General features: G+C 47.1%; 19 protein-coding genes and 1 pseudogene. 5 read left to right on the top strand and 15 right to left on the bottom strand.

Annotated features, from left to right (window positions below; all coding sequences use genetic code 11):
* Positions 1-63: 63 nt before the first annotated feature.
* Positions 64-978, top strand: coding sequence for a calcium-binding protein (locus QUA57_RS06625; RefSeq protein ID WP_333060050.1), 915 nt, complete (start codon positions 64-66; stop codon positions 976-978).
* A 180-nt stretch (positions 979-1,158) separates the two neighbouring features.
* Here QUA57_RS06625 and QUA57_RS06620 read toward each other — a convergent pair whose 3' ends face one another.
* The 3 genes from QUA57_RS06620 to QUA57_RS06610 all read right to left on the bottom strand — a co-directional run bounded on the left by QUA57_RS06620 (position 1,159) and on the right by QUA57_RS06610 (position 2,852).
* Positions 1,159-1,809 carry a nucleoside triphosphate pyrophosphatase gene (locus QUA57_RS06620; protein ID WP_333060049.1) on the bottom strand — a complete coding sequence of 217 codons (651 nt, stop codon included), beginning with the start codon at positions 1,807-1,809 and terminating at the stop codon, positions 1,159-1,161.
* 147 nt (positions 1,810-1,956) lie between these two features.
* The gene (gene psbP, locus QUA57_RS06615; protein ID WP_333060047.1) at positions 1,957-2,496 is read right to left on the bottom strand and encodes a photosystem II reaction center PsbP; all 540 of its coding nucleotides are present in this window, start codon (positions 2,494-2,496) and stop codon (positions 1,957-1,959) included.
* A 143-nt stretch (positions 2,497-2,639) separates the two neighbouring features.
* Complete coding sequence (locus QUA57_RS06610) at positions 2,640-2,852, bottom strand: chlorophyll a/b-binding protein (protein ID WP_193973911.1); 213 nt, start codon at positions 2,850-2,852, stop codon at positions 2,640-2,642.
* A gap of 326 nt (positions 2,853-3,178) precedes the next feature.
* Between QUA57_RS06610 and QUA57_RS06605 the strand changes: the two genes are divergently transcribed.
* A complete protein-coding gene (locus QUA57_RS06605; RefSeq protein ID WP_333041085.1) occupies positions 3,179-3,790 on the top strand; it encodes a hypothetical protein in 612 nt (203 codons plus the stop codon).
* 365 nt (positions 3,791-4,155) lie between these two features.
* Here QUA57_RS06605 and larB read toward each other — a convergent pair whose 3' ends face one another.
* The 7 genes from larB to QUA57_RS06570 all read right to left on the bottom strand — a co-directional run bounded on the left by larB (position 4,156) and on the right by QUA57_RS06570 (position 10,010).
* The gene (larB, locus tag QUA57_RS06600) at positions 4,156-4,959 is read right to left on the bottom strand and encodes a nickel pincer cofactor biosynthesis protein LarB (RefSeq protein WP_333060046.1); all 804 of its coding nucleotides are present in this window, start codon (positions 4,957-4,959) and stop codon (positions 4,156-4,158) included.
* Between the two features lie 35 nt (positions 4,960-4,994).
* On the bottom strand, positions 4,995-6,770 hold the full coding sequence (locus tag QUA57_RS06595; protein ID WP_333060045.1) for an ABC transporter substrate-binding protein: 1,776 nt from the start codon (positions 6,768-6,770) through the stop codon (positions 4,995-4,997).
* A gap of 28 nt (positions 6,771-6,798) precedes the next feature.
* Positions 6,799-7,371, bottom strand: coding sequence for a PIN domain-containing protein (locus tag QUA57_RS06590; protein ID WP_333060044.1), 573 nt, complete (start codon positions 7,369-7,371; stop codon positions 6,799-6,801).
* Positions 7,349-7,897 (bottom strand): hypothetical protein, encoded by a 549-nt coding sequence (locus QUA57_RS06585; protein ID WP_333060043.1) that lies wholly within the window; start codon positions 7,895-7,897, stop codon positions 7,349-7,351. The genes QUA57_RS06590 and QUA57_RS06585 overlap by 23 nt, the downstream gene beginning before the upstream one ends.
* A gap of 45 nt (positions 7,898-7,942) precedes the next feature.
* Positions 7,943-8,422, bottom strand: coding sequence for a 2-C-methyl-D-erythritol 2,4-cyclodiphosphate synthase (ispF, locus tag QUA57_RS06580; RefSeq protein WP_333060042.1), 480 nt, complete (start codon positions 8,420-8,422; stop codon positions 7,943-7,945).
* A 559-nt stretch (positions 8,423-8,981) separates the two neighbouring features.
* Positions 8,982-9,677, bottom strand: a complete 696-nt coding sequence (gene trmD, locus QUA57_RS06575; protein WP_333060040.1) for a tRNA (guanosine(37)-N1)-methyltransferase TrmD — start codon at positions 9,675-9,677, stop codon at positions 8,982-8,984.
* Between the two features lie 72 nt (positions 9,678-9,749).
* Positions 9,750-10,010, bottom strand: a complete 261-nt coding sequence (locus QUA57_RS06570) for a hypothetical protein (RefSeq protein WP_333060039.1) — start codon at positions 10,008-10,010, stop codon at positions 9,750-9,752.
* Here QUA57_RS06570 and QUA57_RS06565 point away from each other — a divergent pair.
* On the top strand, positions 10,009-10,902 hold the full coding sequence (locus tag QUA57_RS06565; protein ID WP_333041076.1) for a cyanophycinase: 894 nt from the start codon (positions 10,009-10,011) through the stop codon (positions 10,900-10,902). The two genes, QUA57_RS06570 and QUA57_RS06565, sit on opposite strands and share 2 nt — an antisense overlap.
* A gap of 335 nt (positions 10,903-11,237) precedes the next feature.
* Positions 11,238-13,958 carry a cyanophycin synthetase gene (gene cphA / locus QUA57_RS06560; RefSeq protein WP_333060038.1) on the top strand — a complete coding sequence of 907 codons (2,721 nt, stop codon included), beginning with the start codon at positions 11,238-11,240 and terminating at the stop codon, positions 13,956-13,958.
* A gap of 175 nt (positions 13,959-14,133) precedes the next feature.
* On the opposite strand, the gene QUA57_RS06555 is transcribed toward cphA, so the two are convergent.
* From QUA57_RS06555 to QUA57_RS06540, 4 genes are all read right to left on the bottom strand, one after another.
* Complete coding sequence (locus QUA57_RS06555; RefSeq protein WP_333060119.1) at positions 14,134-14,817, bottom strand: hypothetical protein; 684 nt, start codon at positions 14,815-14,817, stop codon at positions 14,134-14,136.
* Positions 14,817-15,221: a RusA family crossover junction endodeoxyribonuclease gene (locus tag QUA57_RS06550; RefSeq protein ID WP_333060037.1), complete on the bottom strand. Its 405-nt coding sequence runs from the start codon at positions 15,219-15,221 to the stop codon at positions 14,817-14,819. The genes QUA57_RS06555 and QUA57_RS06550 overlap by 1 nt, the downstream gene beginning before the upstream one ends.
* A 149-nt stretch (positions 15,222-15,370) precedes the next feature.
* Complete coding sequence (gene cbiE, locus QUA57_RS06545) at positions 15,371-16,579, bottom strand: precorrin-6y C5,15-methyltransferase (decarboxylating) subunit CbiE (protein WP_333060036.1); 1,209 nt, start codon at positions 16,577-16,579, stop codon at positions 15,371-15,373.
* Positions 16,580-16,599: 20 nt separating this feature from the next.
* A complete protein-coding gene (locus QUA57_RS06540; RefSeq protein WP_333060035.1) occupies positions 16,600-17,097 on the bottom strand; it encodes a GNAT family N-acetyltransferase in 498 nt (165 codons plus the stop codon).
* 387 nt (positions 17,098-17,484) lie between these two features.
* On the opposite strand from QUA57_RS06540, the gene QUA57_RS06535 reads away from it, so the two are divergent.
* Positions 17,485-18,174 carry an Ig-like domain-containing protein gene (locus QUA57_RS06535; protein WP_333060034.1) on the top strand — a complete coding sequence of 230 codons (690 nt, stop codon included), beginning with the start codon at positions 17,485-17,487 and terminating at the stop codon, positions 18,172-18,174.
* Positions 18,175-18,479: 305 nt separating this feature from the next.
* Here the strand turns inward: QUA57_RS06535 and QUA57_RS06530 are convergent.
* Positions 18,480-18,620 (bottom strand): annotated as a pseudogene (locus QUA57_RS06530) (photosystem II q(b) protein); the annotation flags it as partial.

Below are 18,620 nucleotides of genomic sequence, written 5' to 3'. Positions count from 1 at the left end.
TAATTGGAACCTTTGTTAAAATCAGAATATCAACAAAGTCAATCAAAAAAGGAGAAAATTAGGATGTTAGAAACAAATCTCGGAGAAATTAGAGCATTAGCTGAAAATTCAGACCCAATTATTGCTGATCCCCCAAACACCAAATTACTCACAGGGCCATTGCCAAATCCAGCCAGCGACCCCAACTTTTTTGACTTAACTCCCACTGACGACGTATTTCAATTAGCAAATGGAATTCTGCGGAATACTCCCGGAGGTTTGCGGGCCTTAGCTGGCAACGATTTTGTCAGAGGTTCCGGTGGTGCGGAACTGATGAACGGTAACAGTGGCACAGATACTTTAATCGGAGGTTGTGGCAGCGATACTATTCGCGGCGGCCAAGATTTTGACATTGTTTATGGAGAATGTGGCAGCGATTTTGTCAGCGGAGATCAAGGTGATGACTACGTTTATGGAGGCACGGCCAATGACTTTATTCGCGGCGGTAAAGGAAATGATGCTTTAGTAGGAGAGAGTGGAAATGATACTCTAATCGGTGATGCTGGAATTGATAGACTTTGGGGAAGTGAAGGCGCAGATTTGTTTGTCCTCCGCACAGAAGTGGGAGCAACTTCGGGGGAAATTGGTTCGCTTCAACCGCCTCCTAGTGGAAATTTTGATGTAGAGGAAGTGCCTGCAGATTTTATTCTCGATTACAATCCGGCTGAAGGTGATGTAATTGGATTGGCGGGAGGATTGACGGGAAATGATATTGCTTTGAGCGAAAGGTTTTTAACAATTGGTGATGCCAGAGCTTACGACAGTAGCGGGCCTTATCCTCCGGGAACCCCTCAAACTCTGGAGTTTAGACTGTTGAATACTAAGGCGACGGTGATTAGAGAAGCTAGCACCGGCAATATCTTGGGTTTGGTGAAGGATGTTTCGCCGGATCAACTTCAGTTTATATCTGTATCGGAGGGGGCGATCGCTCTAGGATAATTACCAACTGGTGGGCAAGGCTAATTTGCATAGCACGGACAGGCGAAACGGCCATTCCACAAGAGGAAAGGCAAAATTAATACTCTTCCTAGGCTATGCCTGGGAACGCATTTCACTGTTGCTGTGCCTCCCGATTTCTGGGATTATGGGCTATGTAAATTGTCCGGTGTCCACCAAACTTTAAGATTTCCAGAAATCCGCCACATCATATCCCATTTCGGTGAGCATTTGCCGCAGCAGAGGTAAGCTCAAACCGATCACATTTGTGTGACATCCTTCGATTTGTTCCACAAAAAAGCCGCCTTTACCTTCCAGTGCAAAACAGCCTGCACAGGCGAGGGGCTCTCCGGTAGCGACGTAAGCCGCTATTTGGCGCGAGGTAACTTCCGCAAAATGAACTTTTGTAACTTGGCAGCGAATGACCGATCGCGACCTGGCCTGATCAAAGTCATCGAATCTAGTATCAATTAAAGCATGACCCGTATAGAGTTCGCCCACCTTACCGCGCATTTTCTGCCAGCGCGAGATTGCTTCTTCCGCATCCTTGGGTTTGCCGTGAATTTCGCCATCTATGAGCAAAATTGAATCACATCCCAACACCAAACACGATTTGGGATTGGAGATTTGCGGGTGAGAATTAGCCAGTAAAAACTTAGCTACAGCCTCAGCTTTTCCCTCTGCTAAAACCTGCACTAAATTAGTGGCATCTTTCATTTGTATTTGCCCTTCATCAAAATCGCTGGGGCAAATCACAGCTTGAATGCCGGCATTTTCTAGCAGACGGCGGCGCGCTGGAGAAGCTGAAGCTAATACAAAAGTTGGAATTTTCATAAGTTAAGAAGTTCAGTTGACAGTTGACAGTTGACAGTTGACAGTTAACTGTGGTGAGGTTTCCAGCGAACAGTCAACAGTCAACAGCGAACAGTCAACAGTCAACAATGCCCCATGCCCCATGCCCAATTCCCAATTCCCAATTCCCTAATAAACAGAGAAAGATTTAACAACTTTCTCAAAAGCTTCTTTTACCTTCGGCCAGCGTTCTTCGGTAGTGGAAACGTTAAGCGTAAAAAGTTTGCCGCGGCTGACGGCTACACTCGCTAAGTTGTGCCGTTCTTGGTTTGGCAACTTAACGGCGTATTCTAAAATGTAATAGTTTTTCGATCGCGATTCACGAGCTTCTGCATTGACTAATTCAGCTTCGCGGCCGGAATCACTCGGGGCGATCGCACTTTTGCTGAGCTTGTATCCCACATCCGTCGGCGTTCCCAAATCCGCCAGAGTTTTGTCCTTGGCGACTGGACTGATTACCACGCTGACGTTCTCGGTTTGCTGAATCAAATCGCGGAACACCACATCGGGCCCGTTAGAAACCGCGATCGGCAGCCAGCCGTTAGGATAGAGAAATTGATAGCCGTCGCCAGTATCAACGTAGCTTTTGAGTCCGGTGACTTTAGACACACAACCGGTTAATGTGAGGCTTAGAACCACCAGAAGTATTGCCGCAATTCGTTTGAGCATTCTTTTTACGGGTAGGGTAAAACAAAAATATTTAATTTTAATTGTCTCACCAAACCTTGCCCCTAAAAATAGTTAAGCTATGGATCGCTGTTTGTGTAACGCCAGCGATCCATAGCCATATAGTTTAATTGTTAACAAAATCATTACAGGTGAGTCAGCCAGCTAATCAGCCCGTGCTTGGTCGAAACTTCTAAAGCCAAGAGAGAAACAAAGCCAATCATGGCAAGGCGGCCGTTTAAGCGTTCTGCGTAGGGGGTAAAGCCGGTGCGGGGTTCGTCATCGATGTATACTGTCGGCTCGATCGCAAAATTGTTCATTTTGCCTTGGTCGTCCAGCATTAAGCCTCGGTTAGTCATCTTTTTTTTCCTAAATGGTTTTTAGTGTACTGTAAATAAATGTAACAGACTTGTGAAGATATGTAAAGGATTGTGAGAAATTTTTTTAAAAGACCTCGCTCTGACACCAGTTTAAAAAAAAATGCAACTGTAGGCAAGCTCTAAACCCTTATATAGTCAGTCTTTCCCAAGTCTAAAATCTCAAATCTAAAATCTAACAATGGTATGACTGTGGGTAGACTCTGGGCCCCGGAGGGGGGAGGATAGAGTGGAGAGGCACAAAAGTCGATGGTGTATGGCAAATCCAGTCTGGGTTTGACGAAAATTGTGGAACGGAGGAAAAATTTATGCGGGCCAGTCTGGAAATGCGGTGGTTTTATAGCGGTGCACTGCCAAAATCGCTCAATCAATGGTTTGGAAGCGAGAGTCTCGGCGCGTATCTTTCGCCTCCTGAAGAACGGGAAGACATATATTTGCTAGTACCTAACTGCGACTACTTGGGAGTGAAGCTGCGTGGGAAAACCTTGGAGGTAAAGTGGCGTCAGGCAGAGTTAGGGACGATGCAGTTCGCCAATCGCTGGGAAGGCAAAGCCGAAAAGTGGCTGAAGTGGGTTTGTGCGGACACCATGGCGCCGATACCGGCGGATATTGTGGCGACAGGAAAGTGGGTGGGAGTCAAGAAAAAGCGAGCGCAACGTCTTTATCAAGTTTCGGCCCCTGGCGTCCTGATATCTGTGCCTGTCGAAGCCCCAATTCCCCAAGGTTGCAGCGTGGAACTTACTCAGTTGAACATTAACGGCAGCGCGTGGTGGACTTTGGGATTTGAAGCGTTTGGCAGCGAAAGTTGTTTAACAGAAAGCCTGCAAACAGTTGCTAGTTGGACTAGCAAGAGTTATCAGGCCCAAAAGTTGAAAGCTGAGGATTCTTCTGCTTATCCGATTTGGCTGGGCAGCAAGTAATATCAAATCCGGCAATAATACCTCATGTATTCTTTAGTCCTCCTCTGCTGGGACGAGAAGCAAGTTTAGACGCGGTTTCAACCGCCGAGTCTGGCCGTCTTGGACGCAACTGGCATATATGGTAAGGTGCTCTACTACCGGAAATCTTCAATAATCTTTCAATAACGAAGTCTGACGCACCTGAGATGTGGCACCATTTTCAATTAGGTTTTTTACGGGCGGGCAGGATGCCCACCCCACAAGAAAACTCACTCTTTGTGGAACACGCATCTTGCCTGTTCTTGAGAATGGTGCAAGATGCACCCTAAAAATTGATCGTCCTGTGACAGTTAGCTTTAATCTTATCTAATCGAGGGGGTTTCTAACTATTCCCCCTCACTCCCATTCTCCCCCTCTCCTCTTCTCTCCACTTTCCCAGCAGTTCTCAGAATTTGACAAGCCAAAATCGCCGCCCCAAACCCATTATCAATATTCACCACACCCACACCAGCCGCACAAGAATTGAGCATAGTTAAAAGAGGAGCAATCCCGCCAAAACTCGCGCCGTAACCTACACTCGTCGGCACAGCAATCACCGGACAATCTGCCAAACCCGCAACCACACTCGCCAAAGCACCTTCCATGCCCGCAACCGCAATCAACACATCAGCACCGGCAATGACGTGCCGGTTGCTCAGCAAACGGTGAATGCCGGCAACTCCGACATCCCACAAACGTCGCACCTGAAAACCGCAAAGTTCCGCAGTAATTGCCGCCTCTTCCGCTACAGGCAAATCCGCCGTTCCCGCACTGATAATAGTCACAGTACCCGGATGCTGCGGAGTTGGGGAATTAGGAGAAATTGCACAAATTCGAGCCTTTTGGTAGTAGCACAAATCGGGTATTTTTTGTTGCAATTGCTCGAAAACTTCCGGTTCGATTCGCGTGGCCATCACCGCAGAATTTCGCCCGCGCATCGCCTCGATAATCTCAACAATTTGGTCTGGCGTTTTCCCTGGGCCCCAAATTACTTCAGGAAAACCCGTTCTTAAAGTGCGGTGGTGGTCAATTTTGGCAAAATCACCGACTTGTTCAAAGTCAAAATGCTTTAATTTATCCAAAGCTGCGATGGGGCTAATATCGCCGGCAGCCACAGATTCGAGTAACTTCTGTAAAATTTTAGGTTCCATTAATTAATGACTGACTAATGACTAATAACTGCTGACTATTCTGTTATTTGCAACTCGTACAAATTCCAAAAAGCACCGCCCAGAGCACTGTAGCGAATTCCCGAAACGCGATCGCGCACCGCCTCAAAAGTCAGCGGATTTACCATATAAACAAAAGGAACTTGTTCCGCTATAATCCGCTGCGTTTCTCCATAAAGCTCCTTGCGCTTCGCCTCATCAAGCTCCTGGGAAGCCTTCACATAAAGGTCATCGATTTTCTGCTCCCAGTCGTACACTTCCCAACCTTTAATCGGGGGTTCTCCGGATTGCGGGCCCTGGTTGAAACTGTGCAAAGTGCCATTGACTGACCAAATATTGTAGCCGCTGTGCGGTTCAGTACCTCCCGTAAAACCACCGAGGTAAGTATCCCAATTCCGCGTCAATCGCAGTTTTTCCACATAAGTGTTAAAACTGAGAAACTGCGTATCAATTTGCATCCCCAGTTTGCCTAAATCTTGCTTAATTTGCGTTCCCATTTGTTCCCGAACTTTTTTACCAGCCGCCATCAACAAAGTAAATCGCACTTTGTTGCCTTCAGCATCCAACAATTCGCCGTTACTATTATACTTGAAGCCAGCACTTAACAGTAACTCTTTGGCTTTTTGTCGATCGTAACTGTAAGTTTTCAATCCCTGTTCTGGGGACAGGTAGAACGGGCTTTGCGCCGGAATTGGGGAATGCAGTGGCGCGCCAAGTCCGCGATAGATATTGTTAGTCATCGCCTCGCGGTTGATGCCATAGGCGATCGCCTGCCGAAATTCCTTACTCGCAAACCACCGAGACTTAATTGGGTCTACAAACGGCTGATTTTGAGCATTGCGCCCCTTATTCAGATTGAAACACACAAAGACGCTGCCAGTATCCGGACCGCCGTTGAATACCGTGTATTTGCCGCGTTTTTCCTCCCGTTTCAGCAGCGGAAACACTTCCGGTTCCACGTTCAGAGTATCCAAATCGCCCGATCGAAAATTCAGCAGTTGATTGTCAGTATTTTCGATAATTTGCCAAACAATTTGCTGGATGTAAGGCTGGACATTTCCCTCAGCATCTTTGCGCCAAAAATACGGATTTCTTTCCAAAACCACGCGCTGATTGGGAGTGTAGCTCAGCATTCGATATTGACCATTCCCCACAATTTTTTTAGGGTCAGTATCCGTCCCCCAAGTAGTCAGGAATTTAGGCTGACCATCGGCATCTGTATTTTCGACAGCTTCCTGTAAAATATGAGCTGGTAAAATTGGGATTCCCCCAGCATATCTAATAAATGGAGCAAAGGGCTCTGCAACGGAAAATTCAACGCGCCGGCTGTCTATTTTTTTTACTTTTGGGAATTGGCGACTCATCCCAACCCTCAGATTATCTTTCAAACCGCTAGGAATTTTATCATTGAAATAAATCTTTTCATAGCTGAAGATAATGTCATCAGTAGTCATCTGTTCGCCGTCCGACCATTTCAAACCCTCTCGCAGGGTGAAGACAATCTTTTTGCCATCTTTAGAAACTTCCCAGGACTCGGCTAAACCGGGTTCTAACTCCGAGGTCAAGCCGTTTTCGTTAATCAATCCCTCGTACATATAGCCAAAAACGCTGTATGCAGATTGGTTTAGCGGGTAGTTAAAGGTACCCGGGCCGCTAGGGGTGGGAACGATGAGTCTGTCTACTAACTTAGTTGATCGCACGGGACTACAAGCTGAGAGAGCGATCGCTGCAATTGCAGCCAGGAGAACAGCCAGCCAGCGGCGCTTTGAATGTAAAATAGGGAAATTTTTCATAATAATTTACTGTACCACCTGCGTGCAATTATGACTGAGATTGTAGCCAACCTAGAAAGTTTTTAGTGACAGAGAAATACTTTGTAATCCCGGCTTCTCGCAAAACATCTTGAACTTCCGGTAGACCAAATTCTTTGACGTTACCGCTGAGAAATACTTTTGTTTCTGTAGAATGCGAGCGTGCATGACTGAGGATACAGTGTAGAATCAAATTGTCTGTTGGGTCTTTTCCGATCAAAGTTTCGTTTAAGCTTGCTTCGACAATTTCTGGATTTAATGCAATCATTTCTGCATTTCTAGACATCCTACTTATCGCTTCACGCAAGCGAAATTTCCTTTCATCTATTCGTTCTACATAGTAGAGTAATGACTCTTCTAAGTGAAAAAATAGAGATGCAGCCTGTTCAGATGTTACATCTCGCTTTGTTTCGCTAATTTTGCGGTTTAGCTGTTCCTTAAAATATTTTCGTCGCTTCAACTCGTCCTCGAAAGCTGACAAAGCCTCCATGTAACAAATGCTGGGTATGACCAACTGAACAGATGAGGACAAATCTCTGAGCAACATAATTGCTTCAGCCTCACGCCCTGTAGTAATACTCATCAGAAAGTTTGTCTCGATATATATAATTGCCACCTAATTCAACTCCTGATTTTGTTGTACCACCTGCGAGTAACGGGAGCAAACCGATGGCTGCTATCTCCTCTGATGCTGGCGGAATTTGGGATTTCCAGTTATAATCTAAGTCATGCAGCCACGACTGAATCACCCCCTCAATGGTACTTTCAGAGATCCATTTACTGCCAAAACTCGGCATATAATAGCGACATATTTCACCAGTATTGAGAGTGCAAACAGGCTCCGATAAATTCACACCATCCCATTTAAAAATCAGAATTTGTTCCGCGTCAATAAACATAGCATAGGGAACGATCGCGTTTTTTTCGGACAGCTTAGCTAACATAGCTTTCAGCCAATCGATCGCGCGATCGACAATTTTCTGTTTTGCGTCTGCTTCTTGAGCTTGAATAATTTTAACCTCAATTAGCACGACTATGCGATCGTCCTTATCCAACGCGATGACATCCGCGTCTACAGGAAATTGTAATTCCCAGGTGTCAGTCTCCATGATTTCAGGCTTCCTAGCGATTTTGGATTAAAGAATTGTAGAGTTCTATTTTTTGCCCAGCAAAACTACAGCGTAGGCTGCAATTCCTTCTTCTCTCCCCACGGGGCCTAACTTTTCGTTGGTAGTAGCTTTGATGCCGATTTGGTCTGGTTTTAATTGTAGGACAGTAGAAAGCCGATCGCGCATTTGCCCAATATGCGGTTTCAGCTTTGGACGTTCCGCCACCACCACAGAATCAATATTGCCGATTTCCCAGCCTTTATCTAAAATTAACTGATTGACTTGTGCCAACAATACGAGACTATCCGCACCCTTCCATTTCGGGTCAGTTGGCGGGAAATAAAGCCCGATATCTCCTAAGCTGAGAGCTCCGAGCATAGCGTCCATGATAGCGTGGGTAAGTACGTCGGCGTCGCTGTGTCCTAATAAGCCTAATTCGTGGGGAATGTGGACGCCGCCAAGGATGAGGGGGCGTTCAGGAACTAAGCAGTGAATGTCGTAGCCGTTGCCGATGCGGATGTTCATGTAAAATTTAGGTTTTGGAAGTATACCAAAAGACAATTATTTCATATTTGCGGGGAGATAGCTGAAAAAGAATGGTCTTGATTTACGGACTTTGCGGTAATTGTAGCAAAGACATACAGATGTCGGTTGGTCAGTCTGTCTTCGACAAAAAAGTTGTCTGGCATCTATCTTCTAGCTGTCATTATTGCTCTCAGGCAATCGCGTTAGATAATACTGATGCTATACCTAACGAAATGAGAAAATAAATTTTAGCAAACGAAGGGAATTGGAACTTGATTGTATTGGAAGAATAACAACGTGCAACAGTTGTAACAAAAATCCTGCGTCAGGCTATGGAATTGTCATTAGCTGAAGCGATGAACTTAAAAAAGAAGATGCCTGGTTCTGTTTTTGTCGGAACTAAAGCTGAGATCGAGCGACTAAGACATCTTTTAGCTGCTGAAGGCTTGAAAGCTTCAAGAACCAAAACTGTAACTTAGTGCTGCCTGGGGAGTTCTATTAGCTTTAAATTGCTAATCATCCCTGAAGATCCAACTAATAACGGCTACATCCTCAAATCTTATTCTCCCCTCTCCTGCAACCACCGATCGTACAAATCCGATCGGCGCGATCGAGTTCTTTCAATTTGCTGTTCCCGACGCCAGCGAGCAATTTCTGCGTGATTACCAGACAGCAACACGTCGGGCACCTTCAATCCCCGAAAATCCGCCGGTCGAGTGTACTGCGGATAATCCAAAAGTCCGTCCTCAAAACTCTCAAACTTTAGGGAATCTTCCTTCGCCACAGTTCCTCGCAGCAATCGCAAAACCCCATTAATCAAAGCCAAAGCCGGAATTTCGCCCCCCGTGAGCACGAAATCCCCCAAAGACACCTCGCGAGTGACCAAATGCAGGACTCGATCGTCCACACCCTCATAATGACCGCAAATCAACACCAACTGATCGCGATGGGCCGCCAACTCCCGAAACATCGCCTGCTGCATCGGTTCCCCCTGGGGAGTCAGCAAAATCACCTCTCGCCGCGGCAAAACCGGCAGCGACTCCACCGCAGCAAAAATCGGTTCCGGTTTCATCAGCATCCCTACTCCGCCCCCGTAAGGCTCATCATCGACTCGCTGGTGTTTGTCTGTGGTAAAATCGCGGGGATTGACAAAATTCACCTCAGCAATCTTTTTAGCTAAGGCTTTGCCCATCAGTCCCGACTCTAGGGGAGCCCGGAAAAATTCTGGAAATAGGGTAACAACGTCAAATCGCACGATTATTGGAATTTCATTGATACATCACCTCTAGTTTGACCTTTAGAGGGAGTTCAGTTTTCAGTAATTGCTTTATTCTTTATAATTTCTTATAATTTCTGAAAATTTTGGCAAGTTAAATTCTCTTCCTGTGTCGGCGGGCCGATTTTGTACAAAAATAATCTGTTTTTCATGACAGCGACTGCAAGTAAATTCGCCCCAAACAACTGCGGGATAGTGCGATCGGCGATCGCACCTCACTGGCACAAACAAAAATTTATTCTTAAAAAGCCCTATTGTACCCACAGCAACGGCAAAATTGAATTTCACATCCAACAGAGGAAGACACACCATGCAGCAGTTGACATCTCAAGCCCTTGAACACAATATTCCCCAGCGCACAAAAACCTCGATTATGGTCATCGGGGGAGCCGAAGACAAAGTTCACGGGCGAGAGATTCTGAACACCTTTTTTTGCCGTGCTGGGGGTGCAAACGCTCGGCTGGCGATCGTTCCGTGCGCTTCGCGAGATCCCGAAGGAATTAGCAACCGCTACCGCACAATATTTGACGAAATGGGCGTTAGCGCCGTCAAAGTAGTGGACATCCGCGAACGCGAACAAGGCGAAAACCCCGTCTGGAAAGATTACTTAGAAGACTGTACGGGCGTATTCATCACAGGCGGCGACCAACTGCGACTTTGTGGACTGCTGGCGGACACCCCGCTGATGGAGAAAATTCGCAAAGAAACTCTCGAAGGCAAGATTACCCTCGCTGGCACCAGCGCAGGTGCTGCGGTGATGGGATATCACATGATTGCAGGCGGTGGGAGTGGCGCGTCACCAAACCGCTCTTTAGTAGACATGGCAAACGGACTTAACATTATTCCTGAGATCATCGTAGACCAGCATTTTCACAACCGCAACCGCATGGCTCGCTTGCTGTCGGCTGTGGCTTGCCATCCAGATCGCCTCGCTATTGGTATTGACGAAGACACGTGCGCCTTGTTTGAGGGAGACGATACTATGAAAATTCTTGGTAAAGGCACTGTGACTATTGTTGATTCTAGGGAAAATTTTTATACCAATGAGTCTATGGTAGGAGCGACAGAACCCTTAAGTCTGTTCAATATGCGCTTGCACGTTCTGTGTCACGGAGATTGCTACAATATGCCCCTCGGCAAACCAATGCCATCAGGAGCCTGTTCCGAGTCTGGCTGGCCCCCCGAATGCCGCACAGCCAACTAACGTAGAACATCTCTGGTCATTGATTCGGCAGAAATTAGGCGACATTCCGGCCGAATCATGGATACAAAAATAGAATATATTCCGAAGCAGCCACGGTCTGACCCCAGGCCGAACCACAGAAAATTCTAGCTTCGGGCTTTGACTTTTGGCTAGCCATTGGCCTGTACTTGTTTTTAGCCGATCGTAGGGGCATGAATTTTCAATTGGGTAGCCCATAACTGGAAATTCACTCCCAAACTGTTCGCAGCGAACAGTCGATCGAGCAATCTAGATCGAAATTGAATAAATGCTCCAATTATCTATAAGATTTCGCGCCCCATACCCCTCTAATTGCCATGAAAATACTTAAAATCCAGACCTTACGCGGCCCCAACTACTGGAGCATCCGACGCCAGAAACTCGTCCTGATGCGTCTGGATTTAGAGGAGTGGGCAGATAAAACCACAGCGGAAATTCCTGGCTTCTACGAAGGGTTGATCGCCGCACTTCCGAGTTTGAACGACCATCACTGTTCTCCAGGCCATCAGGGAGGATTCCTGCAACGGGTCAGAGAAGGCACAATGATGGGACACGTAATCGAACACGTCGCCCTAGAACTTCAGGAAATGGCAGGAATGCCGGTCGGGTTCGGTCGCACCCGCGAGACTGCGACCCCAGGCATTTACCAAGTAGTAATCGAGTATCAACACGAACAAGCCGGTCGCTATGCAGCCCGGGCAGGCGTGCGGATGTGCCAAAGCATTGCCGAGACAGGCACTTATCCAGCAGCAGAATTAGTCCAAGATTTGAGAGACCTGAGAGAGTTTGCTGCGTCGGCGGCCCTGGGGCCGAGCACGGAAACACTGATTAAGGAAGCAGAAGCGCGCGGCATTCCTTGGATACCTTTGAGCGCCCGGTTTATGATTCAACTCGGCTACGGGGTTCACCAAAAGCGGATTCAGGCAACTCTGAGCAACCGGACCGGAGTTTTGGGAGTAGAACTTGCCTGTGACAAGGAAGGTACCAAAAATATCCTCGCCAGCGCCGGTGTGCCGGTTCCCAGAGGGACGGTGATTCATTATTTGGATGAACTGCGCGGGGCGATCGAAGATGTCGGCGGTTATCCGATCGTCCTCAAACCCCTAGACGGCAACCACGGCCGCGGCATTACGATCGACATCAATTCCTGGGAAGCAGCAGAAGAAGCCTACGACTTAGCCAGCGCGGCATCAAAAACAAAAAGCGTGATAGTCGAGCGCTATTACCTCGGCCGCGACCACAGAGTATTAGTAGTCAACGGGCAAGTCATAGCAGTTGCAGAACGAGTCCCCGCTAACGTCGTGGGTAACGGCAAGTCTACAGTAGAACAGCTTATTGAAGAAGTAAACCGCGACCCGCAGCGAGGAGACGGACACGACAACGTGCTCACCCGGATCACGATCGACAAATTGTCCCTGGATTTGCTGCAAAAACAAGGATACGCGATGGACTCCGTAGTGCCCGCCGGCGAAAGAGTATTTTTGCGCGCGACAGCAAACTTGAGTACCGGTGGAATTGCAGTCGATCGCACCGACGAAATCCACCCGGAAAACGTCTGGCTGTTTTCCAGAGTCGCCAAAATTATCGGTTTGGACATTGCCGGCATTGACGTAGTAACTCCCGACATCTCCCAACCCCTGCGCGATGTCAACGGCGTCATCGTCGAAGTCAACGCAGCACCGGGTTTCAGAATGCACGTCGCCCCGAGTCAAGGTTTACCCCGCAACGTCGCCGGTGCCGTCTTCGATATGCTTTTCCCCTCGCCTCAACCCAGCCGGGTGCCGATTTTAGCGGTAACGGGAACCAACGGCAAAACGACAACCACTCGCCTGCTTGCCCACATTGTCAAGCAGACCGGTCAGATTACCGGCTACACGACTACCGACGGCACTTACATCGGCGATTATTTGGTCGAAAGCGGAGACAATACCGGGCCGCAGAGTGCTCAATTGATTTTGTCTGACCCGACGGTGGAAGTGGCGGTGCTGGAAACGGCTAGAGGCGGAATTTTGCGATCGGGCCTCGGCTTCGATCAGTGCGATGTCGGCGTCGTCTTGAACGTCGCGGCTGATCACTTGGGAATTGGCGACATCGACACCGTGGAACAACTAGCCAAACTCAAGAGCGTCCTCGTCGAGTCGGTAATGCCCAAAGGCTATGCAGTTTTGAATGCAGATGACCCGTTAGTAGCACAAATGGCGCAGCGTGTCAAGGCTCAAATTGCATATTTTTCGATGAACCCGGACAACGAACTGGTTGCCAAACATACCGCTGCAGGCGGGCTGGCAGCGATTTACGAAAATGGGTATTTGTCGATATTGAAAGGCGATTGGACGCTGAGAATTGAGCAGGCTGTGAACGTGCCACTGACGATGGGCGGGCGCGCGCCGTTTATGATTGCTAATGCTTTAGCAGCTTGTTTGGCGGCTTTTGCCCAAGGAGTGAAAATAGAAGATATTCGATCTGCTTTGTCAAGCTTCCAAGCATCGGTGGGTCAAACTCCCGGACGGATGAATTTGTTTAAATTGGGCAACTATCACGCTTTGCTGGACTACGCCCACAACCCCCACAGCTACAAAGCTTTGGGCAGTTTCGTGCTGAATTGGCCGGGACAGCGGATAGGGGTAGTCGGCGCCCCCGGAGACCGGCGAGATGAAGATTTTGTCACGCTGGGCAAACTTTCGGCCGAGATGTTCGATCGTATTATTGTGAAGGAAGATATTGACAGGCGCGGGCGAGAACCCGGTGCTGTTGCCAAGTTAATTTGCCAGGGAATTGCAGAGGCGATTTCTGCAGGAACCGCGAAGAAATCTCAAGTTGAATACGAGTTGATTCTCGACGAAACAACGGCTGTTAACAAGGCTTTAGATGAGGCGCCGGCCGGCAGTTTGGTAGTGATTTTACCTGAAAGTGTCAACAAAGCTTTGAGTTTAATTGAGACGCGGAAACCGATTAAGGAATCTGTGGAAGTTCAAAATGGTTTAGATCGATCGAAGTCACAGGAAAGTTTAAAACCGACTGTTGTGAATCAAGGCTAAATTCTGAATTTTAATTGAATTGGTAGGTGGGGTTTACTTGTGTTAAACCCAACCTATTTTTTTTACAGGACAGGACTTACGCACCACTACGATTTTCTGTCATTGTGCAACGGGAGAGCAATCTCAAAGCTGGCTTTTTCGTGTTCAGCGCGTAACTCTTATGCTTTTTAAAATGTTAGCTTGCTTCTTCGCCAGTATGCAGAGATTTCAATAGTTGCTCTGCAATCTCAATCAGTTCGCATACAGAGTTTTGCGTAAGTTGTGTAGTTTTGAAGCCATGAGCAATTGCGTTACGCAATGAAAGTGCATTCATTAGTAACTGATACTCTGATTGGGAAATTACCCCCTCAGTTGCCAGTTGTTTTACTAAAAAAAGTGGCTGTAATCTTGTCAAAGTTAGCTCTTCTTTTTCCGCAACAATTCTCAAAGTTGCCTCAACTAAAGACCAGGAATATAGCATAGCTGACTCTAGATGTTGTTGTGCTACAAGTTGCTTTGCTACTTGCAAGCGCGCTTCTATTTCATGCTCTTGAAGAGAACCCTCAGCTTTGGGCAAATAGACTGCATCCTCCGGGTTAGTCATCACTAACTCAAACCTCCAACCAGGATTTTCTGCTACTGCTTGGGCTAAATTGCGTAAATATTGAGTAGAGGATGAATTGAGTGACGAGCGTGACTTGACTGCAATAACTACTGACTCTTTACCCAGGCGCACTATCATATCGGGGCGATAGCTTTTCAGGAAGTCAGGTAAATCTTCAAGGTTGGGATGAAATAAAACCTCGTAACCTCTCTCACGATACTCCTCTGCTAATTTCAGCAATCGCTCTCTTTCTATGTTTGCAGTTGGGGTTGCCATCATGTCAGTACCTCTTGGTCAGGATCATAAATTACGACAATGTGCAAGAATTCATTGCCACGAGCAAATCCTTCCGCTAGGGTCGAGGTCATATTTTCTACTGTAAAGTTACCCGATAAATTCCTCTTCCGGACTAGAACATCGGTTATTTGATCGTCATCCACGTAGGCTAAGCCAATAATTGCATCTTGAATTGGCTTTACTATGTTGTCCACATCAATTTTAACAGAATCGTAGAAATAAGTTATCTGGAGCATAACGAACCCCGTAGCTGTTTTTTGCTCTGAAGACCAGTATTTTTCAGCCTCTTGCCTAACCGTCATTTTCCAAGCTTTAAGACGATCTCGCCTGCGAGCTTGTTGGGATACTGGTGGGCCATCTACTATGAACTCAAATCTCGCCAAAGTATTTATAAATAGAAGATCGGGGATTATTTTATATGACTGCTAATGTCCTGACTCTGGCCTCCGACGGCTCGGGGTACGGTGACATACAATTTTATCGCAATTGCGGGATAATATTCTTGATGTATAATCTCGTTTTTATTATATTTTTACCTTTTAACTACCGCCCACTGAGTTACGGGTGCCAGCGGTTTCCAACCCTGAAAAGAACCGATCGCCCCTACTCGCTGAATCCCAATTCTAATTAGTTCCCCGCCATAAAGATCGTGCCATTGCAAAACTTTAAATTCGCTCTCAACTGTCACCGCATTCACAACTAATCGGCCGCCTTCACCTAAAGCATTCCAGCAAGTTTCCAGCACAGCTTCTCCAGTGACACCGCCGCCGATGAAAATAGCATTCGGTTGAGGCAAATTTATCAGGGCTTCCGGCGCTTCTCCCGCAACGATTTCAAGTTCGGGAACGCCGAAAGTCGAGGCATTTTCAGCGATGTATTGCAATCGAGTCGGATGGCGTTCGATCGCGATCGCCCTGCACCGAGGATGACTCCGCATCCATTCGATCGCGATCGACCCGCAGCCCGCACCCACATCCCAAAGCAACTCTCCGGGAATCGGTGCTAACGTTGACAGAGTAACGGCTCGAACCTCCCGCTTGGTAAGTTGTCCGTCGTGGCGATAAGCAGCATCCGGCAAACCCGCAGTTCGGGGGAGGATAAGAGTTTGTCGATCTGCTGCAACTGCGATCGCGATCGTGTTCAAATCAGCCAAATCCGCTGCATTCCAGGCTGCTGCTACCCCCTCGCTCCGCCGTTCCGCTCCCCCTCCCATCCGCTCGAACACGGTCATCAAACTGCTGCCAAACCCCCGCTGCGTCAACAATTGTGCCACGTTTCCCGGCGTGTGTCTGTCAGCGCTCAGCACCAGCAAGCGCGCCCCCGGCGACAATGCAAGTGCGATCGATGCGATCGGGCGATTTGTCAAACTGAAAGTCTCAACTTGGGCCAGCGGCCAACCCAAACGGGCGCAAGCAAGACTAAAAGCCGATGCTGCGGGAATCACAGTCATTTCCGAAATGGGAATTTGGCGCGACAGTGTTACCCCAATTCCGTGACACATCGGATCGCCGCTGGCTAGCACACACACAGGCTGTCCCCGGCGGCGGATGATTTGATCGACGGTTGCTTGTATGGGCGAAGCCCAAAGCAATTGTTCGCGGGTGTCGTCAGTTGGTAGCATTGCGAGGTGACGGGTACCGCCGACAACGACTTGAGCTCGATCGAGTAGGGTACGGGCGATCGCACTCAATCCCGATAATCCGTCTTCGCCAATCCCCACCACCGAAAGCCATTTGTGCATTGCGCCCTTATTGCTAATTACTACTTATCGATTCTAAAGAATAATATCGGGTTTCCATTCATAAATCTTTCTTCTACTTGCCTCATTCCGAGTCTTTCTGCGACTTTTTGCGACTCAATGTTTGGGCGATCGCAGCTTGCGACAACATACTCAAAGCCAAGTTCATTAAAACCATACTCCAATATTTTGGTTGCAGCTTCACTAGCGTAGCCTTTTTTAGTGGCTGTTGGCAGCAATGCGTAAACTAACTGGGGCTGTTCTTCTTGAAAAAAATACCACAAACCCACAAATCCAATGACTTCTTGCTCGGTTTTTGTCTCGATCGACCAAAGACCGAATTTCTTTTCTGAAAAAAGCTTTTGATTCTCGGCAAGCATTTCTTCTACTTGTTGCAGCGACCAGATTTCGCCGTCACACAGATATCTCCTGACATAGGAATCAGTGAAAATTCTGTGGAGCGTGTTGAGGTCGCTCTCCAAAATCTGTTTCAAAACCAATCTCTGAGTTTTAAGTATCATGTCGGTTATTTTTTTAGGATAACTTACCTATATTATTCGATGTTTTTGTGCATCCATTATATTACCCTTGGCTGACCGTAATGTTATACTTAGCGATTCAACTTTACAATACCTATTGCATAAAATTTTGATATGTCAACCGCAGATTTAAGGCAGATGCCACACAAATTAACGCCGATATTTTTAATAAAAGTGAGTGAATGAATGCTATTTTATCTGCTATGAAATCACCAATTTATTCCGAGATACTTTAGCGCATTATTCCCACTGTAAAAAATAATAGCATTTTATTTATTTCTGTGCCACTTTTCTCGGTGGCATACAAAGCTAGAGCGCTCGGCGCACTGGTTCATAAAGTTATAGATACAAAAAAAATCAATATTAAATATGAATAACAAACAGAAGGAATTTATCGGGTTCGGCTGCGTAACAGCGATCGTCCTGTTATTCGGATTCATAGGTATTACGGTATGGGAGTTGAGAGAATTTCTAGGTATATATAATCCCCCTTGCCTTAACTACAATTCTTGGGAAGTTGAGCCTTTAATTGTGGGTCAAACGACTAAGCTAAAAATCGGGAGTACCGACGCCGCTTCAGGGTGTATTCCAGGAGATTCTACGCAGTCCGAGAAACAGTGGGTGTGGTCGTCCGATTATGAAGAAGTCGTCAAAGTTTCCCCAGATGGAACTGTGACGGGTATTGCGCCGGGAAAGTTTGCCGTGTTTGCCAAAAAAGGTGGAGAAACACTCTCTATGTCCGGTATTGTTTACCCGCCTGATTGGACACTTCGGATTCTACCAGAAGTTGCAACCGTGCGCGTGGGCGATCGTATTACCTTTAAAATAATTCTCTCCGATTCAAAGGGGAGATTGCTTCCGCCAGTGACTCATTTCCGATTTTCGACTCCCTACTATCAGCAACCAATACCTGGTGCACCCAGCAAATATCCCAATCCGGAGCCGTTGCTCGCTCAAACGCAATCAGCGGGCACATTTCAAGCGCTGCGACCTGGAACTGTTACGATTACTGGGGGAATGGGCGATCGCACTAGCGAAGCAAAATTAACTATTAAATAAAAAATAAAAATCCTTCCATTCCTAGGAATCTCCGGCAGCGAATCATTTGAACTGTTGCTGCTTATCCGCTGCTGATATATGCCTTAGCTTATGTGCAAGTATGCTTAGACCCTGCGAGCGTCCCGCACAGAAAAGTTTATATATCTCGCTTCGTACTCTCACAGCCAACACTCCTCTAAAACCCAAATTGGGATGCTCCCCATGCTACCGGACTAGATATCACAATAAAGTCTCTAAAAATATTTTTCTCCAAACAAAAAGCGCCCCTATTTCTAGGAGCGCTTTTTGTAATCTCAAGCTAAAACTTAGCCATTGATAGAAGGAGCAACCAAAGCTACGGGAGTTGTTTCACCAGCAGCCAAATCAAGCGGGAAGTTGTGAGCATTGCGCTCGTGCATTACTTCCATACCCAAGTTAGCGCGGTTGATCACATCAGCCCAAGTATT

The organism is Microcoleus sp. Pol7_B2, assembly GCF_036701035.1.
In the GTDB taxonomy this organism is placed as follows: domain Bacteria; phylum Cyanobacteriota; class Cyanobacteriia; order Cyanobacteriales; family Microcoleaceae; genus Microcoleus.
Note: the sequence above shows the minus strand (reverse complement) of the source record. Positions and strands in the feature narration are given on the sequence as shown.